Origin of the sequence: Nocardioides sp. (assembly GCA_037045645.1) — a bacterium.
Taxonomy (GTDB): Bacteria; Actinomycetota; Actinomycetes; order Propionibacteriales; family Nocardioidaceae; genus Nocardioides.
This window is the reverse complement of record JBAOIH010000002.1, coordinates 44235-69465: the sequence shown is the minus strand read 5'-3', so window position 1 is coordinate 69465 and position 25231 is coordinate 44235. Positions and strand designations below refer to the sequence as shown.

24 protein-coding genes and 1 pseudogene are annotated in these 25231 nt (G+C 66.7%); 8 read left to right on the top strand and 17 right to left on the bottom strand.

From position 1 onward, the window contains the following. The coding region (locus V9G04_11735; protein ID MEI2713926.1) for a hypothetical protein at positions 1-1989 on the bottom strand (1989 nt) is incomplete at its 3' end. Between the two features lie 110 nt (positions 1990-2099). Next, the gene (locus tag V9G04_11730; GenBank protein ID MEI2713925.1) at positions 2100-2279 is read right to left on the bottom strand and encodes a DUF1156 domain-containing protein; all 180 of its coding nucleotides are present in this window, start codon (positions 2277-2279) and stop codon (positions 2100-2102) included. Positions 2280-2446: 167 nt separating this feature from the next. On the opposite strand from V9G04_11730, the gene V9G04_11725 reads away from it, so the two are divergent. Further along, complete coding sequence (locus V9G04_11725) at positions 2447-3736, top strand: hypothetical protein (protein ID MEI2713924.1); 1290 nt, start codon at positions 2447-2449, stop codon at positions 3734-3736. Here the strand turns inward: V9G04_11725 and V9G04_11720 are convergent. The 11 genes and pseudogenes from V9G04_11720 to V9G04_11670 form a co-directional block, all read right to left on the bottom strand. Then, the gene (locus V9G04_11720; GenBank protein ID MEI2713923.1) at positions 3724-4089 is read right to left on the bottom strand and encodes a hypothetical protein; all 366 of its coding nucleotides are present in this window, start codon (positions 4087-4089) and stop codon (positions 3724-3726) included. The two genes, V9G04_11725 and V9G04_11720, sit on opposite strands and share 13 nt — an antisense overlap. Then, positions 4089-4622, bottom strand: coding sequence for a DUF3883 domain-containing protein (locus V9G04_11715; protein MEI2713922.1), 534 nt, complete (start codon positions 4620-4622; stop codon positions 4089-4091). The genes V9G04_11720 and V9G04_11715 overlap by 1 nt, the downstream gene beginning before the upstream one ends. 591 nt (positions 4623-5213) lie before the next feature. Next, entirely contained in the window at positions 5214-5633 is a 420-nt protein-coding gene (locus V9G04_11710; GenBank protein ID MEI2713921.1) for a hypothetical protein, read from the bottom strand. Beyond that, entirely contained in the window at positions 5551-5889 is a 339-nt protein-coding gene (locus tag V9G04_11705) for a C-terminal helicase domain-containing protein (GenBank protein ID MEI2713920.1), read from the bottom strand. Before V9G04_11705 ends, V9G04_11710 begins: the two co-directional genes overlap by 83 nt. Before the next feature lie 805 nt (positions 5890-6694). Then, positions 6695-7225: pseudogene (locus V9G04_11700) on the bottom strand (DEAD/DEAH box helicase). A 421-nt stretch (positions 7226-7646) separates the two neighbouring features. Continuing rightward, on the bottom strand, positions 7647-7961 hold the full coding sequence (locus V9G04_11695) for a hypothetical protein (protein MEI2713919.1): 315 nt from the start codon (positions 7959-7961) through the stop codon (positions 7647-7649). After that, entirely contained in the window at positions 7954-8325 is a 372-nt protein-coding gene (locus V9G04_11690) for a hypothetical protein (protein MEI2713918.1), read from the bottom strand. The genes V9G04_11695 and V9G04_11690 overlap by 8 nt, the downstream gene beginning before the upstream one ends. Before the next feature lie 78 nt (positions 8326-8403). Then, positions 8404-11928: a MobF family relaxase gene (gene mobF / locus V9G04_11685; protein ID MEI2713917.1), complete on the bottom strand. Its 3525-nt coding sequence runs from the start codon at positions 11926-11928 to the stop codon at positions 8404-8406. A gap of 88 nt (positions 11929-12016) precedes the next feature. After that, positions 12017-13510: a hypothetical protein gene (locus V9G04_11680; protein ID MEI2713916.1), complete on the bottom strand. Its 1494-nt coding sequence runs from the start codon at positions 13508-13510 to the stop codon at positions 12017-12019. Continuing rightward, positions 13503-13832, bottom strand: a complete 330-nt coding sequence (locus V9G04_11675) for a helix-turn-helix transcriptional regulator (GenBank protein ID MEI2713915.1) — start codon at positions 13830-13832, stop codon at positions 13503-13505. The genes V9G04_11680 and V9G04_11675 overlap by 8 nt, the downstream gene beginning before the upstream one ends. Further along, on the bottom strand, positions 13832-14944 hold the full coding sequence (locus V9G04_11670) for a tyrosine-type recombinase/integrase (GenBank protein ID MEI2713914.1): 1113 nt from the start codon (positions 14942-14944) through the stop codon (positions 13832-13834). Before V9G04_11670 ends, V9G04_11675 begins: the two co-directional genes overlap by 1 nt. A 455-nt stretch (positions 14945-15399) precedes the next feature. Between V9G04_11670 and V9G04_11665 the strand changes: the two genes are divergently transcribed. Genes V9G04_11665 through V9G04_11640 form a run of 6 tightly spaced genes read left to right on the top strand, consistent with a single transcriptional unit; the run spans position 15400 to position 20835 of the window. Beyond that, complete coding sequence (locus V9G04_11665; protein ID MEI2713913.1) at positions 15400-16026, top strand: hypothetical protein; 627 nt, start codon at positions 15400-15402, stop codon at positions 16024-16026. Further along, positions 16011-16979, top strand: coding sequence for a hypothetical protein (locus V9G04_11660; GenBank protein MEI2713912.1), 969 nt, complete (start codon positions 16011-16013; stop codon positions 16977-16979). The genes V9G04_11665 and V9G04_11660 overlap by 16 nt, the downstream gene beginning before the upstream one ends. A gap of 28 nt (positions 16980-17007) precedes the next feature. Next, positions 17008-17688 carry an SAF domain-containing protein gene (locus V9G04_11655; GenBank protein ID MEI2713911.1) on the top strand — a complete coding sequence of 227 codons (681 nt, stop codon included), beginning with the start codon at positions 17008-17010 and terminating at the stop codon, positions 17686-17688. Further along, a complete protein-coding gene (locus tag V9G04_11650; GenBank protein ID MEI2713910.1) occupies positions 17688-18452 on the top strand; it encodes a hypothetical protein in 765 nt (254 codons plus the stop codon). Before V9G04_11655 ends, V9G04_11650 begins: the two co-directional genes overlap by 1 nt. Further along, the gene (locus V9G04_11645) at positions 18449-19948 is read left to right on the top strand and encodes an ATPase, T2SS/T4P/T4SS family (GenBank protein ID MEI2713909.1); all 1500 of its coding nucleotides are present in this window, start codon (positions 18449-18451) and stop codon (positions 19946-19948) included. Before V9G04_11650 ends, V9G04_11645 begins: the two co-directional genes overlap by 4 nt. After that, positions 19945-20835: a type II secretion system F family protein gene (locus V9G04_11640; protein MEI2713908.1), complete on the top strand. Its 891-nt coding sequence runs from the start codon at positions 19945-19947 to the stop codon at positions 20833-20835. The genes V9G04_11645 and V9G04_11640 overlap by 4 nt, the downstream gene beginning before the upstream one ends. 8 nt (positions 20836-20843) lie before the next feature. On the opposite strand, the gene V9G04_11635 is transcribed toward V9G04_11640, so the two are convergent. From V9G04_11635 to V9G04_11620, 4 genes are read right to left on the bottom strand one after another with little or no spacing between them, the layout of a single operon-like run. Continuing rightward, the gene (locus V9G04_11635; GenBank protein ID MEI2713907.1) at positions 20844-22634 is read right to left on the bottom strand and encodes a hypothetical protein; all 1791 of its coding nucleotides are present in this window, start codon (positions 22632-22634) and stop codon (positions 20844-20846) included. Next, complete coding sequence (locus V9G04_11630; GenBank protein MEI2713906.1) at positions 22631-22957, bottom strand: helix-turn-helix transcriptional regulator; 327 nt, start codon at positions 22955-22957, stop codon at positions 22631-22633. The genes V9G04_11635 and V9G04_11630 overlap by 4 nt, the downstream gene beginning before the upstream one ends. Before the next feature lie 4 nt (positions 22958-22961). Next, positions 22962-23306 carry a tyrosine-type recombinase/integrase gene (locus tag V9G04_11625; GenBank protein ID MEI2713905.1) on the bottom strand — a complete coding sequence of 115 codons (345 nt, stop codon included), beginning with the start codon at positions 23304-23306 and terminating at the stop codon, positions 22962-22964. Beyond that, positions 23251-24099 (bottom strand): site-specific integrase, encoded by an 849-nt coding sequence (locus tag V9G04_11620; protein MEI2713904.1) that lies wholly within the window; start codon positions 24097-24099, stop codon positions 23251-23253. Before V9G04_11620 ends, V9G04_11625 begins: the two co-directional genes overlap by 56 nt. A gap of 203 nt (positions 24100-24302) precedes the next feature. Between V9G04_11620 and V9G04_11615 the strand changes: the two genes are divergently transcribed. Continuing rightward, a complete protein-coding gene (locus tag V9G04_11615) occupies positions 24303-25205 on the top strand; it encodes a type II secretion system F family protein (GenBank protein MEI2713903.1) in 903 nt (300 codons plus the stop codon). Positions 25206-25231 lie beyond the last annotated feature (26 nt).

Genomic DNA, 25231 nt, shown 5'->3' with positions numbered 1-25231 from the left:
GAGGCTCTGAGCCTCGCCGTAGGGACCGACCTTGTAGCCGCGCTGTCGGTACCACTGGATCGCGAAACGTGACGTTGAGTCAAAGTCACCTTCCTGCTCATTGAGAACCTCATCCAAAATCTCGTTGATGCGTGCGAGCGCGGAACGAACCGTCATCTTGGAGCCATCCGGCTCAAGCACTCCGCTGTACCGACTGAAGACCGACATGCCGGGACCAATCGCTGCCTGGGGCAAATCGACTGGAGCCACTTGACCTTGCTGAAGTATCCGAAGAGCGGATGGGAGTTCCGCTTCGAGCGCCGCAATGAATCCGCGCCTATCGGTTGTTCCAAGGTTCGCGCGCCTAGGACGGAGAGACAGCACAATCGAGGATGCCAATGCATTCATCTTGATGCTCATCATGCGTCCGCTGCGTTCACTTCGCATCGGCCACGTCGAGGTGATCTCCCACCCCGATCGGATCATCCCTTCGAGCAGCGTTTCCCAGCCAGACGATGCCAGACCATTGAGATCTGACTCGGACTGCTTGAAGGCGTAATACACAGTCATCGGAAACTCGTCGGACGCCGACTCCCTCGCACGGGCGAAGACTTCCCGAAAGCCCTTCTCAAAGAAGTCCTTCGCTCCTTGCTTTCCGTCATGCCGGTATTGATTCGCAACCAACTCCTCCGCCTTCGGCACCAACATGGTCCCAAGCAGCTCAGGGTGTAAGTCACGCAGCGACCGACGGAGCCAGACGTAGAAAAAATCGGACAGATCGGAGTAGTTGATGCTGTCGTAGTACGGCGGGTCGGTCGACACAACTTTGCCGCCGAAGTCGACCGTGGCCGCGTCGGCCTGCAATGCCGTTCCGGGGCGGGAGGGAGCAAGCGTCTCGAAGGCCTCGCTTACCACCTTCACGGAGCGTAGCCACGCGCCGCCGACGTCCGACAGCGGGTTCAGCTCAGCGTAGTCCCACACCATTGCAATAGCTTGCCGGGTGAAGAGATGGGTGGGCCTGTCTTCTTGCGGGTACCAACCCGAAAGCGAGTTCACATAGTCGGTGATCTTGCTGAGCGCGAACGCTAGGTACGTCGCCACCGCAGCCGCATACTTCGCGTCACCACAGTCGGCAAGAACTCTCGCATGCGCTTCCCCGATTAGGTCGCTGAACACCGTCAACGCCCGCAGCTGACGGTTCGTAAACAAGTCGGCCCACGTTGACATGCCGTAATTCGGCGTCTTGAAGTCACGGGGGTTCATCGGCAACGCCCCTGTCGGAACGTCATCAGGACGGGCGACATCGGCCGCGGTGATCTGAAGGTCATCGGCGGGCCAATACTCACGAAGCCGATCACCCTCGGTGACAACACACATCAGAAGACTTTTGAGTCTGCCCGCCTGTCCTTCGGAGCGGACATAATTGAGGGGCACCGCCGCGGCACAAGCGACGCAAGACGCCCCAGTGCGACCAACTGTCGCATTGGGCGGATCTCCTTGCGTTACCAGTTCGAAGGAGACCCGTTGGCCCGATGGGCAAGTGGGATCCTGAACTACGCGCGGTACGACGTGGATCTTGCGATTCTTGCGCTTGCTGACCCACCACTTGCTGACCAGTGGCATCTCGATGCCGCATGCAGGGTTCGGACACGTGACCGACCTGGTCCACAGGTACGCGATTGGGCGTTTGCCGTCCACGGCGGGATAGTCGCTGGCAAGCCGTTGAACCGCTTGGGAGCGGATCCAGTCACCATACGCTCGGACGTCTGCAGCCAAGCCCGCCGCCCCTGTCCAGACACGAATCTCAGACTCCGCAAGCCCTGGAAATGCAGGGCCACGGTCCGCGAAGACGGCCGGATACTCGAGAAGCCCTCGACCAATAAGAACGGCGACCGGATTGAGATCCGCGCCGACCACCTCAAGTCCCAGGCGCTGCGCTTCCAGCGGAATGGTCCCGCCACCGGCGAAGGGATCGAGGATGATCGGTAACTTGCCGTTCGAAGACTTCAAGAATTTCAGCGTGGGCTTCAGCGAGAAGTTCGCCGTCGGAAGCGTTCTCCCACACGACCAGTCGCTCTAACAGCGAGTGGAGCCGTTCGCGCTCAGTTCGCTGGAGCGCTTCAGTCGGGAATTCGTCGGGTCGCGACGAAGGATCGTCGAACGAGTTGCGCAAAGAGCACGGCCCGCGAGGTCGCCAGAGGCTTCTGCGACCACCACTTGTGAACCGCGCTGGGGTTGCCCCGGTAGATGTAGTTCTCACGGGCCGACTCGCGGTTGATCGCCTCCAGCGGTAACGCCACCTCGATCAGCTTAAGCTCTGCACTACAACGACCCCTCTGCCCGTCCCCGAGCATGACTAAGCGGCGCCGAAGCGCCACGACCTGCGATCAAACCTATCGGTGACGACCGACAGAGTCGGCAGGAACCGGACACGCGCCGCCGACCTCGGGTCTAGCCCGATGGGAGAATGGTCAGCATGTCCGACTCCGCTTCCCATCGCCTGCACGTCATTGTGCTCACGGCGGCGGAGCTCGACGAGCAGCTCGTCCGTGGACGCGAGGCCATCAGCTTTGCCGCTGACCGTGGGGTCGACAGCCCAGGGTTGGGGCGGGTAGCGGTCCTCGTCACTGACAACATCGAGGGTGAGGTCGTCATCTCGCACCTCGGGCTCGTCAGGTCAGGAGGCGCGCGTACCAATCTGGACGCGACGTGGGTGCTCAGTGCAGTCAGGGAGTTAGGGACCCCAATCCTCCTGACTGGACTCTCGGCCGAACTTGGGCGCTCAGCCGACGCCGTTCAGGAGCTTGCCGCCCGCCGCCGGGGAGGGTCACTCTCACCTGCGGCATCGAACGCCCTACGGACGGCCATCCAAGCGCGGATCGGCGCTGGCGAGTGGCCGTCAGATGACGGACGGCCGGAGTGGATGTTGCCACGCCTGGCCGACGAAGTCCGGCAGGATCACACCAACGCCATCGGCACAGCGTTGATGTTCAGCAACATGGATCTCGCACCGATGCGCACAGCACCAATGCCGGGCGAGAGCCCATTGGCCGAGCTGCGGCTCGCCCCGTCAGAGGCGAGTCTCATCGACAACGACTTGCGCAACTTCCCCGGCATGGATGCCGAGCCGCAGCGCGAGGACATCGTCCGATTCACAGATCGCGAGCACACTCTCGACGTCATGAACGTCAACGCCACCGGAATCGAGTCCGCGACTGGCGTTGACCTCATCTACTACAGCCACGACTACGACTGCTTCGTCGTGGTGCAGTACAAGCGCATGGAAGCCGAGGGCCGTCTTCGCATTGCAGGCGTGGACCAACGACTGCCGGATCAGTTGAAGCGCATGGTTGCCTTCGACGTCTTCGGACAAGCCTCTGCCAGCGGGACAGACCCGATCGCATACCGACTCGGACCCGGCTCTACCTTCACTAAATTCGCCTACCCAGTCGTTGCACCGCTTCGAGAAGCCGACCTGACACGCGGCCTCTACGTGCCATCGGAGTTTCTCAAACGGCTCCACGACGGCGGCCAACTCATCGGGCCTCGTGGGGGCGGCGCAGTCACCCACGACAACCTCCGCCGCTGGCTCAGCAACGACCAGTTCGCCGAGCTAGTCAAGAAGGGCTGGGTTGGCAGCAGCGGGATCACCGTTCAAGACGTGCGCGACTTCGTAGCAGCCAATCTTCAGAACGGTCGCATTGCCGTGATCGCAGCGCACTCGACAACGCCGAGCGACATCGATCAGGACATCTGAGCCTTCAGGATGCAGCGGCAGCCGACGCCGTTTCGATAGCACCCGAACTCATGGATCGCTACGCCCCTGCCACGAGCCGCTCTCACTGTCGCCACACCGGCGTCGGTGTTCATGCCGACCGGGCTGTCGATCAGCGGACCCGGTGGTTCGGCTTGCTCCAGGTGTTGCAGGAGCGACAAGGCGTATCCGCGTCGCCGGTGCTCCGGCGGCGTGTCGAGCTGAATCAACTCGCGTCGGTAGGGCTCGTCGCACTCCTTGAAGCTCGCGCGAGTCACTTCAACGCCGTCGACCTTGCCGTGAACCCACGAGTTCGGTTCACCGCACACGATCTCGAAGTCAGGAATCACCGGCATCAGAACGGCTGCTTCCCCTTGGCCCATTGCTTCGCCCAGTCACCCCGGACGCCGGTTGCGTCGAAGTCGCCGAGGTCCGTAGTGGCAAATGGGTCATCGAGGTAGCGGACCTCGTCGTGCTGCGCTCCGCGTGGGTCGACGCGGACAAGGGCGAGGCGGTAGCGCGGTACGGCGTTCTTGCCGGTCATCACTTCGTTGTGGGTGACGAAGAAGTCGGTGGCTCCGTCGATGCGGGCTTTGACCTCGATGCGGAACGTGTCGCCCTTCGCGTCGGTCGAGAGGATGTCGAAGCCGGGGTTGTTGAACGCCTGCTCGACGGGCTTGCGACCGAGCTCTCGCTCCCGGGCGAGGACCAGGTCAACGCCGCGGCGCTCGACTTCCTTGGTCTCCTTGGCGTGGATAGGTGCGGTGGCGGGCAGGTCGGCTTCCAGCATCCCGACCGGGAGCACGAGTGCGGCGGTGACGATGCGTGGCGGTTTGGTCGACATGAGCTGCTGCTGGTCGAGCAACTCCAGGCGCTTGCGTAGGCGCACGTCGAGTTCGATGGCCTTGCGGTTGAGGCTCTCCGACGACTCTTTCGGCTTGTCGCCCGCCTGCTCCTTCTCCGATGCGATGGCGGCATCGAGGAGGAGGCGGTCGCGTTCGTCCTTCGAGTCGCTTGGTGACGAGGGCGCGGGCCTTGCTCAGCTCGGCGAGTCGTCGCGGCTGGACTTCGGCGAGGTACTCGGGCAACTGGTTGGCGATGATCCAGCTCGTGGCCGTGTCCTCGGCATCGGCGAGCCAGGGCAAAGCACGGGCGGCGTCGGTGGCCGGACTGTCGGGTGCTGCGACGCAGTCGAGGTACGGAGCAGGGCCGGCTGGGGTGACGGTGCCGAAGCTGTCGACGAAGGCGTAGCCGAATCGTCGTGACACGGACCCGCCGGTGGCGTCAGCGACTTCCTCGATCACTCCGACGAGCAGGTTCGGTTCCTCCAAGGTCGAGGACACCAGGACGGTGCCTCGGTTGAGGGTGCCGCCGAACTGGCGGACTGCTTCGTCCATGACAGCGTCGTGGAGCGGGTGACCGGGTGCGAGCAGGTCGGCTCGGGTCAGGTCCTCGCCGCCGACCTTGCCCAACTCGAAGGTCACCCGGTCGTACTTGGTGGCAATCGGCCCTTGCCTGCTGCCCGGATCTGCTGGGGCACGTTGGCGATCTCGTAGCGACCCTGCTCCCGCTTCACGATCCGGCCACCGAGGCGGTTGAACGCTGCCTTGAATGCGAGCTCGATGTAGTGCGGCTGGAGACGGCGTGCGCGGGCTTCGTCCATCGCCGTTCTCAGCGCCTGGAGGTCAGCCTCTGCGAGGTTCTCCGACGCGAGGGCTCGCTCGTCGAGCAGGTCCTTGAGTCCGTCGCCGACGGAGGCGTCGATGACCTCGTGCATCTTGGCCTTCACGTCTGGGCGTTCGCCGTACTGGATGGCCTCAAGCAGAAGGGTGCGCAGTGGGGTCTCGGTGAATGCTTCGCCGAGGACGTCGAAGACCTTGCCGCCGTAGGTCTGGCGCATCTGTTCGAGCTTCTCCAACAGCCGGGTGAAGACCTCGCCCTCGCGGGTGTTGGAGGCGACGAGGTTCCACAAGCCGGCAGACCTCCTCTTGGCCGATGCGGTGGATGCGGCCGAAGCGCTGCTCGATGCGGTTGGGGTTCCACGGCAGGTCGTAGTTGACCATCAGGTGCGCGGCTTGAAGGTTGAGGCCTTCGCCGGCGGCGTCGGTGGCGAGCAGGATCTGGACGTCGCGGTTCTTGGTGAACTCCTCGGTGATCAGACGACGCTCGCCTCGGCGTACACCTCCGTGGATCGCGCGGACGGCGTCGGGCTTGCCCGATTAGTGAAGTGATTCGGCGATGGAGGTAGTCGAGGGTGTCGCGGTGCTCGGTGAAGATGATGAACTTGCGCGGCCATCCGTTCTCGTCGGTGATGAGCGCATTGTCTTGGAGGATCGTGGACAGTTCAGTCCACTTGCGGTCGGTGCCGATGTCGCGGACCTGCTTGGCCGTCTTGGTGAGGTCTGCGAGTTCGATCAGTTCGGCGTTCAACTCCTCGACTGTCTGCGCAGCGGTGGCTGCGTCGAGTAGTTCCTCCTCGATCTCCTCGATCTCCTCGGCATTGAAGTCGTCCGAGTCCAGGTCCGAGAGGTCGACCTTGGGGTCGGTGTCGAAGTAGGTGCCGTTGAGGATCTCCTGCTTCTTGCGCTCCAACCGCTCCGAACGACGTACGAGACTCCGGTAAATCGCCTCGGGGCTGGATGCGAGTCGGCGCTGGAGCACAGTGAGGGCGAAGCCAACGGTGTTCTTGCGCTTGCCGCCCAGCTTCTCGGCGCGGTTCATTCCCTCGCGGACATAGTGGGTGACGTCCTCGTAGAGGTCGTACTCCAAGGCTGTCAGCTCGTAGGGCACGGTTTCGGCGATGCGTTCCGGGAAGAGCTTCTTGCCCTCGAAGGTGAGCAGGTCTTCCTTAGTGAGGCGCCGCATGACGCCATCAAGGTCCGCTGACTTGGTGCTCTTGCCCTCGAACCGGTCGCGGTCGAGGAGGGTCAGGAAGAGTTGGAAGTCCTCCTCCTTGCCGGAGTGAGGGGTGGCGGTCATCAGCAGCAGGTGACGCGTGATGTCTCCGAGCATCTCCCCGAGCTGGAAGCGCTTGGTCTTCTCCAACTTGCCGCCGAAGTAGTGGGCACCCATCCGGTGTGCCTCGTCAACAATGATGAGGTCCCACTCGGTTTCTTTGAGCTGCGCCTGCAACTCCTCGTTGCGGGAGAGCTGGTCCATCCGCGCGATCAGGAGCGGGTTGGACTCGAAGACGTTCAGGTTGACGTTGGCGTCGATCAACTGGTTCGTCAGCAGGTCGAAGCGCAGCCCGAACTTGAAGAACAGCTCGTCTTGCCACTGCTCTACCAAGCCGCCCGGCGCGACGATGAGGCAATGCTTGACGTCGTCGCGGAGCAACAGCTCCTTGACGTAGAGGCCGGCCATGATCGTCTTGCCGGCACCGGGGTCGTCGGCCAGGAGGAACCGCAGTGGTGTGCGCGGCAGGAGTTCGCCGTAGACAGCCTGGATCTGGTGCGGGAGCGGCTGCACATCACTCGTTGCGACGGCGAGCATCGGGTCGAACAGGCCGGCCAGAGTGATCCGCTGCGCCTCGGCGACCAACTTGAAGTCGCTCGCCGTCGCATCGAACGCGCGGCTACCGGTCTGCGCGGCCGAGAGGGTGCCCTCATCCTTGCGGAACACGACCTGCTGGCCGAGCCCGCCAGCGGAGTACTTGTAGGTCAGCTCCAGCGCGTCGGTGCCATGCCATTGCACGGCAACAACAGTGATGACCTCGGCCGGGATCAGCCCATCGATCCGCAGACCCGGCTTGAACTCTTCCAACTGCACCGATCGAACCTCCTGATTGACAGTCCACGAACGCTACGCGAACCCACCGACAGCTCCGCTCCACCAGCGGTGTCTCGGCACCTTCGTGATCTTCTCAGGGCGCATCCGGAGCATCTGGAGGCGCGGCCGACCGGACAGGGGCGGATCAGAGCCGGTCTAACCAGGTGTCTTCATCGCGGTCGTCCCACGACGAGGACGCCGTCGGTTTGGTCGGCGCCGGACCCAGCCGGTTCAGGACCGACAGGGCCTCATCGTGGGTGAGGGCCCGCAGAGATTCCACGGCCCGGCCGGCCGCCGTCTCGATGGCCTGTTGCCGCTCGGCCATCGACGTCAGGCCCCGGGCGTTGAGTGCCTTCCGCAGAAGGTCGACCTGCCAGTCCGCCGCGGGCGCGGGAGCCGATGCCTGGGCGGGAGGTTCGGGGCGCTCGTCGTCACCGAACAGCGAGAGGTCGTCAGACACGTGACGATCCTACGAGCCCCGATGCCGTGTGGGCGTCGATGCGGGCCGACTGACGGTCGGTACGGCCAACGAGGCTGCGCAGGGCCACGCCAATAGCGCTGCACCCGATCTTGATGGCGTCCCACGCAAGCACGAGAGCGACGAGATTGAGCCAGGCGGGCCTACCGGCGCTGACGCAGACCTGAACGCCGCGCATGGCCAGGAGAAGGACGACCGCGAGCGCGGCGAGCCTTGTCGCGGTCCGGAATCGAGCCGGCGAACAACCAACGCGTCGGATCAGGATGTTCGTCGGGGCATAGGTGGCGAGGTAGCGCTGGAAGGCGGCTACGGCCACGAAGACTGGGATCGCGATCAAGAGCAACATGCTCCACGACTACGTCTCGCACGCCCGGGGACACTCACCCAGTGCCGGCAACTGTGGAGAACTCAACGGTATGGACGGCTATGGCGCGGCAAGGGCTTGTGCCTCCACGCTGACGGCCCAACCTGGCTGCGGGCTCTCGCCACGAAGCTGCTCAGCGCGGCGGAGGGCTTGGAGTGCCCGTTCGCGGTCGGCACGCTGGGCATCACTGTCCGCTCCCCCACCGACGGGAAGATCAGACGTGACGCAGTAGCGGTCGCGGTAGGCCGCGATGGTGGAGAGACCCGCCATCCGGTTCTCCTGGTCCGCGGATCCGGGCTGGGACACGCTCAGCCGGCGAGTCCAAGGCTCTCGGTCCGCCATAGCCTGCTCGGCGAGCGCCCCAGCACGGGTTTCGATCAGGGCGGCACGCTGGGTGATGGCCTGACGATCGTCCTCATCCAACGGGCCAAGCGGTTCTGGGATGAGGCCGGCGATGAGGTGCGGCTGGCGCCGTAGTCCGCGCGGGGTCTGAGCGGTGGTCTTCGTGAGCCGGTGGGTGAGAACGGCAGCGATGTCGTCGGCATCGTCCAGCGTGTGCTGGGCGACGATCCGAGGGACCACCATCTCGAGGTCGTGGTGGTATGCCTCGGCTCTGCGTAGCGCGGCCGAGAGCGGACCGAACGCGGTCGACGCCGTCAGCGCCTCGTGCTGCGTGGGCGTGAGCCCGGAACGGGCAAGCAGTTCTACGAACCTGTCGTGCTGAGCGTCAGCGGCGATGGTCTCGAGTTCGGCAGCCAGCCGGCCGATGCCGCCGTACTCCTCCTGTTCGGCCCCGATGGTCTGGTGAGCCGAGAGGTTCGCGCCCTTGTGCTGGAGAACCCCGTATAGGACGGTCCGTGCGGTGACGTCGTCTGGCTCGGGTGTCGAGTGGCTGTCGTCGGGTTGGTCGAGGGCGACGTACGCGATGTTGAATTGACGGCCGCGGGTCATCGAGACATACAGGTTCTCCCTGGTCGTCGATGCCGTCACGACCACGTGGGCGGTGTCGACGGTGACGCCCTGAGCTCGATGCGCCGTGATGGCGTACCCGAGGTCAAGGTGCTCCCCCACGTATGCCGCGGGGAGGACTGTGCGTCGACGCGCCCCGACTGCCCGCACGACCACGGATCCGTCGCCGCGAACGTCGGTGATGCGCCAGCAGTCGCCGTTCTTGACCCACCCACCTGGCTTCGCCACCAGGGTGCGGTCGTTGTGGCGCGTGATGACGAGGTCCCCGACCGATGCCCGGACGTCGCCAGCCAGACATACCTCTCGACCGTCCTCGGCACCGTCGATCATCAGCCGCTCTGCCCGAGCACGCTCGTTGAGGGCACGCACCGCGTGAGCCGATTCCGTGACGAGGACGCTGGCGCGACCGGCCGCGCTGTCGGCTCGCCATGCCTCGTAGGCGGCGTCGAGCATGTGGTCGGTGTCGCCTTCGTGGATGCGCTGCTTCCGTGCGTACGTCCCGATCACCTCGGTGTCGCCGCGGCGCAGTGCGAGTGACGCCTCCTTCTCCCAACCGTGCTTGAAGCGGTGGATCTCGGTGAGCTCTGGAGCTTCGGCGCGGCGAGATGCCAGGAGCGAGAAGGCTCCGCCGGCGTCGACTGACGAGAGTTGGTAGGCATCCCCGATGAGCAGCATCTTGGCGCCGGCCTGGGCTGCGATCGTGCTCAACCGGTCGAGCGTGGTGGTGCCTGCGAGGGTGGCCTCGTCGACGATCACCAGTTGCCCGGCCCGAAGTTGGTACGCCGTGTTGCCGCGCTCATGCTCGTGGAGCCACTTCGCCGTGTTGTCACAGGTGATGCCGAGTTCGTCCGCGAGGTTCTCGGCCGCGTTGGCTGAGGGGGCGAGCCCGACGACGCTCCCTTGTCCGTGCTCGGCCGACCAGGTGCGGCGAAGGGCGAGCATCGTGGTCGTCTTCCCCGCACCCGCGGGACCGACCAGCAGGTCGAGTTGTCGGCCCGAGGTCGCGATGCTCGCGACCGCTGCACCCTGTTCGCGGCTGAGCTTCTGAACACGGCGGAGCACGCGGTCGACGATCAACGGGCTCACGGTCGGCGCAGTCACTGCTTCGGACTGATTGAGCAGCCGGTCTTCCGCAGCGAGCACGTCGTGCGACGAGTACTTCACGGAGTGCTTGGGACGGAACACACTGGTTCCGTCTGCACGGGTGAAGGCCTCCGGGCTGAGGGCAAGCTCGGGAGGCGTGAGCGACACCGACTGCAGCTGGGCGGCGTCGATGACCATGCCGACGATGGCCTCTCGGTCCTCGGCCGATTCGAAGCGCAGATGCATGGTCAGCCGGGATGCCTCGGCCATCAGGTTCCAATGCGACCACGTCGACCGCTTGATGCTCACCTGCTCGACCACGGCGCCGCCGATCCGCTCGATGAGCGGCAGCGGGATGTCGTCAGCCCGCATCGGACGGACGAGGTCGACCCCGACCACGGACGCGGCCCACCGAGGCGCGTCAGTCCCGAGGCTGCGGGAGGCACGGGCGCGCCACTCTTCCGTCAGGTCAGCAAGCGACCGGATCTCCTTCGGCGGCCTGGTTTCGAGCGTCGCCTGCGCGCGCAGTTCGACGATCGTGCGCTCCGACGGCATCCGGCCGTGCGCCGCCAGGTAGTCCGCGATCAGCCGATCCTTCGCGATCTCGATCTCCCGGCTGCGGCTGGAGAACTCGCGGATCAGCTCCTCGGAGACCCCAACGACCTCCCACTGCGGGTTCCGGTCCGGCCCCCGCTGACGCATCTCCCACCTCACCCCCAGCTCTCGCGTCAGCCGGTCAGCCAGGACGGCGTTGTAGTGCGCCGAGAGCGCCGTGACCGAGGCGAAGACCGGGCGTCCGTCGAGGCTGCGCCACCGCCCGTCCATCGGCGTCAGCACCTTGTTAGAGACGACCACGTGGGTGTGGAGTTGCGGGTCGCCGGCCCGGGAGTCGTAGTGGTCGTACGCCACGGCGGCAACCCCTGCGACGTCGACCTGCGCGACGGCGCCGTCGCCGTCGCTCACCCCGGCTCGCGTGGCTGCCACCTCGCGTTCGAAGAACGCCAGCACGTCGGCGACCGCCGCGTGGTGCGCCTCAGCGATCCGCTCTTGGGTGGCCGCGTCGGCGACGCCCCACAGGACCGACACCGACTTCGGAACGCTGAAGGTGAGGTCGAACCCAGCGACCGCCTGGCGTACGCCGCCCGCTGCCTCCTCGGCTTCGATCCGGGCGGTCTCGTCGGCGCAGTCCTCGAGCGTCATCTCCGGGTCGAGCGCGTCCACCCGTTCGCGGATCCGCTCCCCCAGCGACTTGTACGTCGGGTACGCCCGCCCGAGCTGCTCCCCCGTCACCGGGTCGCGGCCCATTCCGATCAAGAGCGCCAGCTGCGCCTCGGTGACCTCCATGCCCGGCTTGAGGTCACCACCCAGAGCGTGCAGCCCCGAGCCGAGCCATCGGCCGGGCGGCGTACCGGCTTCGGAGTAGTAGCGGGTCAGCGGCGTAGTGAGCGATCGGTTGCCGTCGCCGGAGACGACGGAGCGCAGCAGGTACTGGTAGCCGCGACCGGCCGACATACGCCTCAACGACACCGTCATGACCCGCACCGCCTCTCCAGCCCTCAGGTGCGCGTCGTCATCCACAGAGTTGGCGAAGGGAACGTATCCGGATGGTGCGAATAGCCGTTCAGCGGTCCCGGTCGGCGATGTAGCTTCGCCAGTCGCGTGCGGCGAGTCGGGCCCAGTCAGAAGCGTTGTTGTGGCTGATGCCGATCAGTTCGCCCAGGACGGGCGCGGGCATGTCGGCAGCCAGCTGGAACAGCGCGGCTTTGCGTCCTTCGTAGGGCTTCATCCCGATCGCGACGAGCTGGTATCGGAAGTTCTCGGTGTTCAGGTGCTGTCCGGGGCTGCCGCCGGGGAAGAGCCAGCCCGTTCCTCGTGAGCCGTGCAGGCTCATGCCGCGCTCGCCGAGGTGCTCGACGATGAGCGCGTCCAGGGGTCCCGGCATCGGGATGGGGATCGTCGCGAACGTGACGTGCAGGACGCCGTCGATGTGGCTGATCTGGCTTGTCTTCATCGCCACGATCCGCGATAGGGGTTGGGCGAAGAGCAGCAGGAACAGCCCGCCGATGCGGGTGTAGCGCTTGATGCTGGCGTCGTGCAGGAGCCGCTCGACGACCGCCCAGCGGTGGTCATCACCGACGGTGATCTCCGGTTCGGTCCGTCGCCTGGTGGTCGGCATCTTGAGGTTGGTGTTGATCCGGGTGTCGCGCAGCCAGGCGATGAAACTGTGCTCGGCACTGATCACGAGCCTGGACTCGGCGATGTAGCGCTCCAGGAGGGCCTGGGTCGCCTCGGCCGCGGTCGCCCGGTGCTGGTCGAAGTAGGCCAGCACCATGGCCGCGACGCGGACGCGACGGCGACCGCTGTGGGCCACGCTGCTGGTCAGCCGTCCTCGGGTTGCGGCTCGTCGCATGTCACGCAGGACGCGCCAGCGGCCGTAGCGTCGCAACAGGTCTCGATGATGCTCGGGCACCTCGCCCAGGAACCCCTCCAGCCAGGCCTCCATGCGTTCCACGTGCGGGTAGAAGGGCTCGAGGACTCCGGCTGCGGCGAGCAGGCTGCGCAGGTAGCCGCGGGCCTGGTGCTGCGGCAGCGCTCGGAAGGTGTCGTGGCTGATCGCGACCTCACCGCGGGCCATCCGCCCCAGCAGGTCGGCGCCGATGCTCGGCTTCTTGCGTAGCCACCAGATCGTGGTCTGGGGGCGCTCGGAGTTGACCATCATGTCGAACAGCGGCCGCAGCCGCTCGTGGATCTCGCCGGTGGTCGGGTCGCTCAGGTGCGCGGTGAGGCGTTCGCGCAGGAAGCAGCGGGCGCACCGATACCTGCCATAGAGGTGTTCCTCGCTCCCGCACTCGCCGCAGGCGAAGGGCGACGGGACGCCGGCGCAGCCGGCGCACACGACGAGCTCGTCCTCCAGGCAGGCCAGCGGACGCAGCTCGCGACAGACCGGACAGGCGGCCGGGTGGTAGTGCCGTCGCCGGCCGCAGCCCAAGCACAGCGCGCCTTGTGGGACTTCGTATCGCTGCCAGTTGGTCTGGTTGTCGCAGATCCAGCAGGCCGGATCATCGTTGGACTGGTTGGACTGGTTGGACTGGCCAGATTGGTCGGGGTCATTCACCCGGTCGACGGACCTTCGTCCGGACGGGCCTCAGGTCGCCGATCCCGGGCCCGGCGTCGTTGACCGCGGCCGGGCGGGCGGCCTGCACGACGCGCATCTCGATGAGGTCGTTGGGGGTGCAGTCCAAGATGTCGCACAACGCCGCGAGCAGGTCGATGTTGATCCGCTGCGGCGTCTTGGTCACGACCCGGTGGATCATCTGCCGCGACAGCTCGACCCCGCGTTGGTGCAGCGGCTCGACCAGATCGGTTGTGGCGAACATGCCGCGCTCGGCCATGACTTGGCGAAGGTTCCAGTGCGCCACCATCTTGTTGCCCGCCATCAGTTCTCCTCGGCTCGTTCTGCTGGGTAGACGCGCGCCAGCGCGCTCTGCAGGGTCTTGGTCTTGAAGTCGTTGGACACCGATGTGTAGATCGCGGTGGTCGAGGCGTAGGAGTGGCCGACCTGCTCGGTCACGAACCGCTCGGGATACCCGAACTCGATCAGGTGGGTGACGTAGGAGTGCCGCAGACAGTGCAACGTCAGATCGGCCGGTAACCCGGCTCCTTGACGCAGGATTGAGAACCGGCGATCGATCGTCTTCAGCGCCACTCGCTGCCCGCGCTCGGTCAGCCACAACTCGCCCCGCTGCCCGGGCGCCAGCCGGGGCCGCGCCTGCTCCACCCATTGGCGTAGCCCGTCGATGACCCAGTCGAACTCCGGGACGGCCAGCACTGTGCGGCGCCGTGGCGCGCTGCCGCGGCTCGACTTCCCGTAGCGCACATGCAGCGCGGCATAGGTCCCCCACCGTGGCATCGCCGCATTCGGTCGCAGGTCGGCGACATCGAGGAAACACAGCTCGCGGCGACGCAGCCCGAAGGCGTAGGCGGTCTTGACCATCTGCGCATCTCGCAGCGCCGCCAGCGCGCCCTTGCGGCCCGACCTGGCGACCCGCTCGACCCGGTCATCGAGGTAGTCGAACAGGCTCTGCAGCTCGTCGTAGTTGAACGGTCGCCGCTCGGGTCGGCCTTCGTACTCGACCAGGTGCGCGGCGGTGTTGAAGTCGTGGCAGACCTGCGAGGGGATCTGCTCGAACCGGGTCTCGCACTGGCGCACCCAGTCATAGCGGCCGTCGACCAGGTAGTCGCAGAACAGCTTCAAGCTCAGGTGGTGGCTGCGGATCGTCGAGGGCGCCAACCGCGCGCCCCCACTCATCAGCGACATCGTGAAGTCCTCGACGTCAGACGCGGTCCACTGCCACGGATGCGAGCCGGCGAAGGCTGCGAACCGGCGCACCAGTGCCAGCCGTGCCGCGACCGTCGAGTCGCCCAGCAGCCGCGACTTCTGCTGCCGTGCCCAGCCGGCGACCATCGCGTTGAACACAGCCGCTGGCTCGTCCAGATGCACCACGCCCGTGGCCAGCGACAGCGGAACGGCGCCCGGAACGTCCGGCACGAAACCTCCAGGCCGTAAACATAAATTAGACAATGACAAGTGCAAGTTACCACGCTCGGCCGGTCCCGTCCTCCAGCAGCCACAACCCACGGCGCCGTCCACACGGCCGCGAGAACTCGCCCCTCCGGGCCGGATGATCCGGTCAACCTGGAGTTGATTCGCGGCCTTTCCCCTCGATCTGCAAAGCGTGTGAAGGCAAGAAGAGGTGGGGTGGAACGGGAGCGAGGGACGAGGACCGGGAGGACGCAGAAGGCGGAGCGGGCGCGAGGGAGCGGTGCGAGGTGAAGGTGCGAGTGGCAGGTGGAGGACACCTGATGGGCGTGATGGAAGAGAAGTGGCCAGAGCCAGATGGCGAAAACGGGCCTACAGTGGTGACCAGACGATGTGTCGCACCGCCGCAGCAGGTCGTCTGCGCCTCGGGCCCGGCAAGGTCCCGGGCAACCAGGAAACCGCACATGACGTATCGACTCGGGTTGAAATCATGGGCGACCGGCGCTCTGGTGTTGGCCGCGGTGACGGCCTGTGCCAACGGCGGCTCGGATCCCACCTCGAACCCGACACCGACCGTGGCGTCGTCCTCACCCAGCACGCCCTCGTCAAGCCCGACAGCCACAGACCCCAGTGACGCGGCCACGACGGCAGCGAGCGCGACGATGCGCGAATACTTCGCGGTGGTTGACGCGCTGGCCAAGGACCCGACGACCGATCTGAAGCGTCTCGGCAGCGTCGCAACCAGCACCCAACTGCGGGCGGCCCAGACGTTGCTGCGTAGTCAGCGAGACCAGGGCCGCCACCAGACGGGCGGCACGAGTGTCGCCGAACTCATCGTGCAGACAGTGAACCTCGACAACTCCGACCCGAAGGCCGGCAAGGTCCCGACGGTCGTCATCGACGTCTGCTGGAACGTCAGCAAAGTCGACGTGCTCGACAAGAGCGGCGCGTCGATCGTCTCCCCCGACCGCCCGGACACCGGGTGGACTCGATACACCGTTGCGAACTATCACTTCGCCGACAACCCGACCAAGGGTTGGCGGGTCGCGACGGGACAAGACCTCAAGCAGTCGCCATGTTCGGCATCCTGACTCGCGTCCTAATCGTTGCCCTCGCAGTCGCTGGCCTGTCCGCGTCCCTTGCCGAGACGGGGTACGCCGACACCGTATGTCAGCAGACCGACCCGGCGACAGGCGAGTGCCTGATCTGGATTCACGTGCCCGGTCATCCGGGCGACCCGGGCAATCCAGGCGACGGCGGCGACAACGGGCCGAAGGACACCGGCGCTGGGTCCGCCTGCTACTGGGACGGCACCAGCCAGGGCATCACCAATCCACCGCCAGGTCCGGTCCCGTGCTCGGCGCCAGAGGGCTACTGGTCGAACGGCTACAACTGCTACATCAGCCCAGTGACCCCACCGCCGCCGGCAGGGGATCCGAGTTGGCAGGGACACGACCCCGGCGACGGGGCCGTCTACAACTGCTACCAACCGCAGACCGGGCTGCTCATCACCGTCTGGTCTCAGGACACGCCCCCGAACTCCGGGGCAGGGCCGACGCCCGGTCAGGTCGCCCAACTGGCAGTCGAGTCGATGCACCTGTCGGCGATCGAGATCGGCATCGCACCGAAGCCCGGGCCCGACAGCGTCGGTCTGGTCGGCATGCCGGTGTGGATGTGGGCGAAGAACCCGTCCGAGAAGACGGTCGGCCCGCTGACGGCCACGGCGTCTGCGGGCGGAATCACCATCACGGCGACGGCCACGCTGTTCCGGATCACCTGGGACATGGGCGACGGCACCGAGGTCGTCTGCAAGACCGCAGGCACGCCGTACGACGTGTCGCTCGGGCAGAAGAAGTCTCCCGACTGCGGCCACACCTACACCACGACGAGCGGTGGCGAGCCGGACGGCAGCTACACGGTCACGGCGACGTCGGACTGGGTGATCACCTGGGCCGGCGCAGGCCAGACAGGGACCATCCGCCTCAACGGGCTCGTCCGGTCGACACAGATCACGATCGGCGAAGCGCAGGTGCTCGTGAACTAGCGGGCGCAACCAGGAACGGGGATCAACCATGACCACCACACCCACGCGGGCAGGCCGGGACACAGATCCGGGCACGGGGTCGAACACCGCCCCGACCTTCACCCCGCCACCCAAGCTTCGACGTCGGCCAGCCCTGGTCGCTGGCGGAGTCTCCGCCATCTGCCTGGGAGCGCTGCTCGCCGTGTGGGCGTGGACGTCCACCACCCACACCGAGGAAGTGCTCGCAGCCCGAGGGACCATCCACCGCGGCGAGATCATCACCGATGCCGACATCCAACGAGTCCGGATCAGCGGCGATCCAGCCCTGCGAACGTTGCCGGCCTCGGCGTACGACTCCATCATCGGCCAGCGCGCGGCGCTCGACGTCGCGACGGGCGGGTTGCTCACAGCGGAGTCGACGACGGACGAGGCGCTCCCCCCGACCGGGAAGTCGATCGTCGGGATCTCGGTCACCGCAGCTCAATCCCCGGCGCTACCGCTGCGCGGCGGCGACAAGGTGCGGATCGTGGTCACTCCCGGAGAGAACGGCGACCCGGCGGGCACCCCGCAGTTCTCCGTCGCCGAGGTGGTCGACACCCGAATCGACGACACCACCGGCAACACGGTCGTCGACGTGCTCGTGCCGTACGCCGACGCGAGCGTCCTGGCAGCTCGTGCCGTGACAGGCAACGTTGCCCTGGTCCTCGACTCGTCAGCGGAGGGCAACTGATGGCCGTCATCACCCTCTGCTCGGCGTCCGGCTCCCCCGGCGTCACCACCACCGCCGTCGCGATGGCTCTCAACTGGCCGCGCCCCGTCGTGCTCATCGAAGCCGACCCGACAGGTGGCTCCGGAGTGCTTGCCGGGTTCCTGCGCGGCACCACCGAGTACGACGCCGGTCTGATCGAACTGGCCCTGTCCCCGTTGGACACCGCTGATGCGCTGCGCGAGGTCGTCCGCCCGCTCGCACCCGACGTGGGCTTCGTCGCCGGAGTCCGCGCCCACGGACAGGTGGGTGCGCTCCGCGAGGTCTGGGAGCGTCTCGCGCTCGCGCTGGCCGACTTGGACGCCACGGGGCAGGACGCGATCGTGGACGCGGGCCGCCTCGGTCTCGTCGGGTCACCCGAGCCGCTGTTGGCCTCATCCGACCTGACCCTGTTGCTGATCCGCGGCCACCTCCCGGCCATCGCCGCGGCACGTTCCTGGTCAGACTCAGTTAAGGGACCAGGCGCGGGATGGCCACGAGCCGCGGCTCTCATGATCGGCGAGGGGCAGCCCTACCGGTCCTCCGAGATCACGAACGTGCTCGACCTACCCGTCGTGGCTGCTTTGCCGGACGCGCCCGAGACTGCGGCCGTCTATCACCGCGGCGCAGCGCCGCCCCGTCGCTTCGAAACAGGTGCGTACGCCAGGGCCCTCGCGGCCGCGGTCGGATCGGTGCGAGCCCAGGTCGCGCGCAATGAGATCGCCCTCGTCGCTGAGGAAGCACGATGACCACGGCCAGCAACGGACTCAACGAGACTGTCAACGGCCACCCGTACGCCGACCTCTCGCAGCTGCCGGTTTTCGCCCAGCCGATGCCGACGCCCATCAACGCCGTCAATAGCCGGCCATCCCTCGCGCAGGACATCGATCGGGCTCCCATCGAAGCGCAACCCGTGAACTGGCAGATGGTGGCGACCCTGCGAGCGCAGGCCTCCGATCAGCTGAGCCAGTCCGTCGCGGCCGATCGCGGCCGCCTCGACCGGGCCGCGCAGGAGGAACTCGGCCGCTCGATCGTCCTGGATCTCGTCGAATCGTTGATGTCGGAGCAGGTGAATGCCGGCGAAGCCACCTGGCCACTGGAGCAGCAACGAGCGCTCGCCCGGGCAGTCTTCGACTCCCTGTTTCGACTGGGTCGCCTGCAACCGCTCGTGGACGACGACCGAGTGGAGAACATCGTGATCGCCGGGTTCGACAACGTACTGCTCGAGTTGATCGATGGTTCCCTGATCGACGGGCCATCTGTGGCCGACTCTGACGACGAACTGATCGACTTCCTGGTCTTCCTGGCTTCGCGCAGCGAGGTCAACGCCCGGTCGTTCTCTGAAGCCCAACCGCGACTCCACCTCCGGCTGGATGGAGGCTCCCGTCTGGCGGCAGCAGCGTGGGTGACGCCCAGGCCGTCGGTCGTGATCCGCCGACACCGACTGATGAGCGTGACCCTCGATGCCCTCGTGCAGCGGGACATGATGACGCCGACCGTGGCGTCGTTCCTCCGCGCCGCCGTACGCGCAAGAAAGTCCATCGTCGTCGCCGGAGCCCAGGGTGCCGGCAAGACGACTCTCGTCCGGGCTCTGTGCGCCGAGATCGACGCGTTCGAGGCGTTGGGCACGTTCGAGACCGAGTACGAACTTCATCTCCACGAACTCGGCCGACACAAGGTCGTCCACGCCTGGGAATCCCGTCCGGGGTCGGGTGAACGCGGGCCGGACGGGCGGATGGCGGGCGAGTTCACTCTCGACGAGGCCCTCATCGATTCGTTCCGGTTCAACCTGTCCCGCCAGATCGTTGGCGAAGTCAGGGGCAAGGAGATCTGGGCGATGATCAAGGCGATGGAGTCGGGCACGGGCTCCATCTCCACCACACACGCCTCCGACGCGGTAGCCGCCGTACGCAAGCTGATCACCTGCGCGATGGAGGCCGGATCCCACGTCACGCACGAGCTCGCCGCCAGCAAGCTCGCCGCGACCGTCGACCTGATCGTCCAGCTCAGCCTGGAAACCACCGGTGGCAACGAGCGACCTCACCGACACCGACGGGTCTCGGAGGTCATCGCACTCTCCCCCGGTGAGCGGGAGACCGGATACGCCACCACCCACGTCTTCACGCCCAACGCTGCTGGTGTCGCGACCCCGGGAGTCCTTCCCGATGAGTACCGCGCACTCGCCCGCCACGGTTTCGACCTGGGCAGCTATCTGGCCGGGCAACCCGCGGAGGTTCAGCCATGATCGCCTTGATTCCTGGCCTCGCCGGAGCCCTGGTCGTCGCTGGCCTGCTGGGCGTACTTGCCGGCCTGCGGCCAGCACCTGCCCGTCCGACCGCACGGCCCGGATCCAAGGGCCGCCTCACGATCACGCCCCGACGACGAATCGAGGTCCTGCTCGGCACCGGCCTTGGCGTCGTCGGGTGGCTCGTCACGGGCTGGGGCCTCGCGCTGCTGATCGGACCGGTCGCGGTCATCGGCCTGCCAATGTTGCTCTCGGCACCTCCGTCAGCAACTCAGATCGTCCGACTGGAGGCGATGGAGGAATGGACGCGTTCGCTGGCGGGAGTCCTGACGGTCGGAGTCGGGCTTGAGCAGGCGCTCGTCGCCACCGCCCGATCGACTCCCGATCCGATCGCAGATGAAGTACGCCGACTCGTCGCACGCCTCCGGGCACGGTGGGACACCGAGACAGCACTTCGTGCGTTCGCGGACGAACTCAACGACTCGACCGGCGACCTCATCGCGGCCAATCTGATCCTCGGTGCCCGACGTCGCGGCGCTGGGCTGGCGAGCGTCCTCGAGGGGCTCGCCGAGTCGGTGGCCTCCGACGTACGAGCTCGGCGTCAGGTGGAGGCGGACCGTGCCAAGCCGCGCGCCACGGCCCGCTGGGTGACGCTGATCAGCGTCGGCGTCCTGCTGGTCCTCGCCATGTCGGGGTCGTACGTCGAGCCGTACGGCAGTCCCCTGGGGCAGGTGCTCCTCGTCGGACTGCTTTCGGCGTACGTCGCGACACTTGTCTGGATGCGCCGGATGGCGAATGGGCGAGAACTCCCCCGCTTCCTCGGCAATTCCGCTCGGTTCGCGATAACTGAAGCCGATGTCAGCGGGAACCCGAGGGTGGGCGCGTGATGTCCCGCTCAGTATGGAGTGTCGGTTCGCGAACCGGAGGGCTGGTTGGTGAAGTCGTCGAGTTCTGGGTGGTTGATCGTGCTGGCGTAGTGCTCGGCGGTGGCGATGGTGACGCCGAAGAAGTCGCAGATCTGGCGCAGGTCGCCGCCGGCGTGGACCTCGGCCAGGATGCGGTCTTGGCGCAGGGTGTTGGCGGACATGCCGAGTTTGTCGGTCAGCCAGGGCACCTTGACCTGCTCCAGGGTGCCGGCCGAGCGACTGTGGATCAGGAAGTGCGCGTTGATGCTGCCGGGCCACCGATGGCGGCGGTGGACGAGGTAGGCGTCGAGCCTGGCCTTGGTCTCGGCTGCCAGCAGGATCGTGCGGTCAGACAAGGCGATGCGGTGGTCGCGCACGTCGGTCAGCAGCAGCGCGCAGGCCTCACCGGGCCGCAGCCCGTGGATGCCGATGAGCGTGGTGATCGCTGCGGTAGCCGGGTCTGCGGATTCGAAGGCCGCGCGGATGCGAGTGATGTCGATGGGCATCGGGATCCGCCGCTCGAGGTTCCCGATCCGCATCCGGGCCATCGGGTTGATGAACAAGACGTGGTGGCGCTTGAGGGTTGTGAAGATCGACCGCAGCGCGGCGCCGAGCTTGACCCGTGGGGTGCCCTGGGCGGGCAGTACGGCGAGGACGTCGTCGCGGGTGATCTCCCGCAGGGACCTGTGACCGGCCTGCGCCCACGCGCGCAGCGTCGGTATGGCCCACAGGGTTCGGGTCTTGATGGTGACGTCGTGCCGCGGGTGGCTCCTCGGCGGGGTGGTGCTGCCGAAGTGCAGGACGTTGAACCAGGTCTGCAGTTCGTGGGCCATCGGTGCGGGCAGATCGGCGATCTGGCGGGCGAACCAGCTGTGCAGCGGCGGGACCCGGTCGTCGAAGAGAACGTCGTGGTCGGCCAGGACCGCGAGCGCCAAGCGAACGCTGAGGTCGAGGTCGGTCAGGCCGAGCACGTCGCTGGTCTTGATCGGCCCGCCGTCGATGCGGTGGCGGGCCTGCAGGACCCGCAACGTGATCCGGGTCCGGATGGTTTGCCGTGCCGTCCAGCCGTGCCGTACGGCGTGGTCGACCGCGAGCCGGTCGAGGGCCTCGGCGAAGCGGATGCTCGGCGGTTCACCGAACCCGAAGCTGCGGGCGGTGTCCTCAACACGGTCGTAGGCCAAGAGGTCGAGCTGGTCGGGATCGACGGCAGGCCGTGGTCGCGCGGGTTCCCGCGCGGCTTGGTCGAACCGCGGGTCTTGGCCGGGTGGATGGATCTGGTCCTCCGGCCGGCTGTAGTCACGCCGGGGATGCGGTGTGTAGCCGTTGCGATAGCCGACCATGTTGGCCAGCCAGAGCTGCTGACTGCCCGGGTTGGCGGCCAGCACGTCGCGCGGAAGGCCGGCCTGCGCCTGATAGTGGAAGGTCTGCAGCCAGCACAGCCGACATGCCTTGTGCTCATTGAGGGACAGCTCGCGTCGGCACGAGATGCACGCGCTGACCTCTCGGTTGCGGTGTCGCCAGCCGACGCACGCCGCGCACAGCCACTTCAGCGTGCGGGTGGCACCCCAGGCCAGGCAGTCGCGACAGGAGTCGGGCAGCTGCGGCGCGTGCTGGTGACAGCGCCGACACAGCCTTTCGGACCAGTAGTCACCGGTGGCACCGCAGCGACGACACGGCAGCGGCCGCCCGTTGGTGCCGGGCTTGCAGTCGTAGCACACGAGCCTGCCGTGGTAGGCCTGCGGTTTGAGCCCGCAGCCCTGGCACATCTGGGGCTTGCTCACGCGGGCGGCTTGCTCCGGGTCCGTCCTGGTGCCGGGCGTCGCGTGGTCTTCTTGGCCCCTTGCGTCCCGGACGCTTGCTTCTGCTCGGGTTTGCGGGCGGCGACCGCTTCGGGCTCGCAGATCAGCAGGTCGGCGGGCGTGCAATTGAGCACGAAGCAGATCACGTCGAGGTCCTCGAGCCGGATCGTGGTCGGGGTGCCGGCCCACCAGCCCGACATCTTCCCCGCGCTGATCTCCAGACCTGCGTCGGCAAACATCTGGCGCAGCTGGGTCGACTTCCAGATCCCCGCTTCCGCGGACTTCATCCTCATGTTCCAGCGCATCGCCTCAAACCTCCTCGTCCTCGCTCGTCCTACTGCTCGGCTGGCCGCTTGTGCGGTTCCTGGTGGCGCCGAGGCGTGCGAGGGTTCGCTCGGTCGACTCTGCCCAGGACGACTCGATGTGGTTACTGCGGACGTGGATGTACTGGGTGGTCGTCGACAGCCAGCTGTGTCCCAGCAGTTCCTGGATCGCCTTCAGCGTCATGCCCTGCTCGTAGAGGTGGGAGGCGCAGTAGTGCCGCAACACGTGCGGCGAAAGCCGGCCGGTCCATCCAGGCAGCCAGCGGCCGACCGCGTCACCCAAGCCGGTACGCAGAGCCTCGGCACCGATGCGGGTGCAGTGCCCGGTCATCGGGTCGTGTCGTTCGCTGGGGAACAGCGGCGCGTTCGGGATCGTCGTGGTCGTCCCCGTACTGGGGTCGTACGTCACCCAGCCACCACTCCAGCAGCGCGTCGACGTCGTCAATGGCCGGCACGATCCGGACCTTCGCGCCGCGACCGCGGCTGCCCTTGCCATGCCGCACGTGGAGCTTGCCGTGGTTGCCGAGCTCGGGATGCCAGTCGCCGATGTCAAGCATCACGGTCTCGTTGATCCGCAGCCCTGTCCGTCGCCACAACGACGCTGCGAGGTAGTCCCGAGCCGCCGGCAGATACTTCCGTGCCGTGGGCAGCGCTTCGGCCCATCCCTCGAACAGGCCTCGGACCTCGTCGTCGCGTGGCGGGATCCTGCCCGCAGTCTTCGCACCCACAGCTCGAGGCCGGTTGAACTCGTCGATCGGCTGGACCACGACCTGGTCGAAGACGGCGTGGATGTCGCCCTGGTAGCGAACGATGACGAACTCGTAGAACTTCGCCAACGCGGCCGCCTTGCCCGCCACCGTCGACGTGGCCAGACGGCGTTCGCGACGCGCTGCTCGCAGGTACCGGTCGGCGTCCTCAACCTGCGCGCTCCACAACGGCCGCCCCAGGAAGTGTGCGAACTCGAAGACCACCGAACGATCCGCCGCAGCGGTCTTGTCGTTGATCCCCACCGCAGCCAGCGACAGCGAGTACTGGTCGATCAACTCCTGCTCGAACTCCTCGACATCGACGCTGCTACGCAGGCTGCGCGCGGAATCCAGCGACCGGACCACGGTGAGAGTCACCGAACCACCGCTTCAGGAGTTGAGATGGGATTTCGTGAACATAGCAGAGTCGTCAGAAAACGTGAAGCCCTGTCAGGACAACGAAATGCCCCGAGCGTGCCTAGTCACCGCAGGTCACAGCCCCGGCAGGACGAACCGTCCAGAAACGAACTGGATGGAAGCGAAGTAGCGAGTGCCGCCGGAGACCCGATCGAGGTGACACCGTGACGACCGGGCTGCAGTTGGCACTGCTGGCGGGCGGCCTCATCGGGCTCGGTGTCGTGTTGCTCGTCGTACGCCTCGTCCCCGCAGCCCCCGACCTTGCGGATGCGCTCGACCGCCTGTCCCCCCATCACGTCCGCGCGAGCGCACCGACCGCGCAGGCCGCTTCCGGGAAGGAACGCGTCGGCCTCTGGGCCGTGCGGACGCTGCCCGCGAGTCTGTGGGTCCGCACTCCCACGCGTGAACTCGCGTTGTTGCGGATCTCGTTGGCCCGCTTCTACGGCGAGAAACTGACCTTCACCGGGTTGGGCCTGGTCCTTCCACCGGTCTTGGCGTTCTTCTTCAGCCTGATCGGCCTCCCCTTCCCCGTCGTCATTCCGGCGCTGGCATCACTCGCCTTGGCGACAGTGATGTTCTTCCTTCCCAACTACAACGCCCTCGACGACGCCCGAACTGCTCGCCTCGAGTTCGCCAGGGCGCTCGGCTCCTACATCGACCTCGTTGCCTTGGAACGCAAGAACGGCTCGGGGCCCCGACAGGCGATGGAGTCCGCCGCCGCCGTCGGCGACTCGTGGGTCTTCACCCGGCTGGCCGAGGAGCTCACCCGCTCGCGCTGGTCCGGCCTTCCGCCGTGGGAGGCACTGCACACCTTGGCTGTTGAGCTCGGGTTGCCGGAGCTCGACGACTTCGCCGACATCATGCGCCTTTCCGGGGAGGAAGGAGTCAGCGTGTACGCCACCCTTCGCGCGCGCTCGACCGCCATGCGCACCGCGATGCTCAACGAGGAGATCGCCCGCGCCAACGCCACCGGGGAGCGAATGACGATCCCAGGCTCGCTGCTCGGGGTCATCTTCATGGCGCTCCTCGTCGCGCCGTCCCTGCTTCGGATGTTCACCACCAACTGACCGGAAGGACCCATCCAGGAGGAAGC

Excerpts from the sequence above, each read along its gene's own strand:
- V9G04_11725 (MEI2713924.1), top strand. The coding sequence starts at position 2,447 with ATGGTCAGCATGTCCGACTCCGCTTCCCATCGCCTGCACGTCATTGTG.
- V9G04_11720 (MEI2713923.1), bottom strand. The coding sequence starts at position 4,089 with ATGCCGGTGATTCCTGACTTCGAGATCGTGTGCGGTGAACCGAACTCG.
- V9G04_11710 (MEI2713921.1), bottom strand. The coding sequence starts at position 5,633 with ATGCGCCAGACCTACGGCGGCAAGGTCTTCGACGTCCTCGGCGAAGCA.
- V9G04_11690 (MEI2713918.1), bottom strand. The coding sequence starts at position 8,325 with ATGTTGCTCTTGATCGCGATCCCAGTCTTCGTGGCCGTAGCCGCCTTC.
- mobF (MEI2713917.1), bottom strand. The coding sequence starts at position 11,928 with ATGACGGTGTCGTTGAGGCGTATGTCGGCCGGTCGCGGCTACCAGTAC.
- V9G04_11675 (MEI2713915.1), bottom strand. The coding sequence starts at position 13,832 with ATGGCGGGCAACAAGATGGTGGCGCACTGGAACCTTCGCCAAGTCATG.
- V9G04_11665 (MEI2713913.1), top strand. The coding sequence starts at position 15,400 with ATGACGTATCGACTCGGGTTGAAATCATGGGCGACCGGCGCTCTGGTG.
- V9G04_11660 (MEI2713912.1), top strand. The coding sequence starts at position 16,011 with ATGTTCGGCATCCTGACTCGCGTCCTAATCGTTGCCCTCGCAGTCGCT.
- V9G04_11655 (MEI2713911.1), top strand. The coding sequence starts at position 17,008 with ATGACCACCACACCCACGCGGGCAGGCCGGGACACAGATCCGGGCACG.
- V9G04_11650 (MEI2713910.1), top strand. The coding sequence starts at position 17,688 with ATGGCCGTCATCACCCTCTGCTCGGCGTCCGGCTCCCCCGGCGTCACC.
- V9G04_11645 (MEI2713909.1), top strand. The coding sequence starts at position 18,449 with ATGACCACGGCCAGCAACGGACTCAACGAGACTGTCAACGGCCACCCG.
- V9G04_11640 (MEI2713908.1), top strand. The coding sequence starts at position 19,945 with ATGATCGCCTTGATTCCTGGCCTCGCCGGAGCCCTGGTCGTCGCTGGC.
- V9G04_11630 (MEI2713906.1), bottom strand. The coding sequence starts at position 22,957 with ATGCGCTGGAACATGAGGATGAAGTCCGCGGAAGCGGGGATCTGGAAG.
- V9G04_11625 (MEI2713905.1), bottom strand. The coding sequence starts at position 23,306 with ATGACCGGGCACTGCACCCGCATCGGTGCCGAGGCTCTGCGTACCGGC.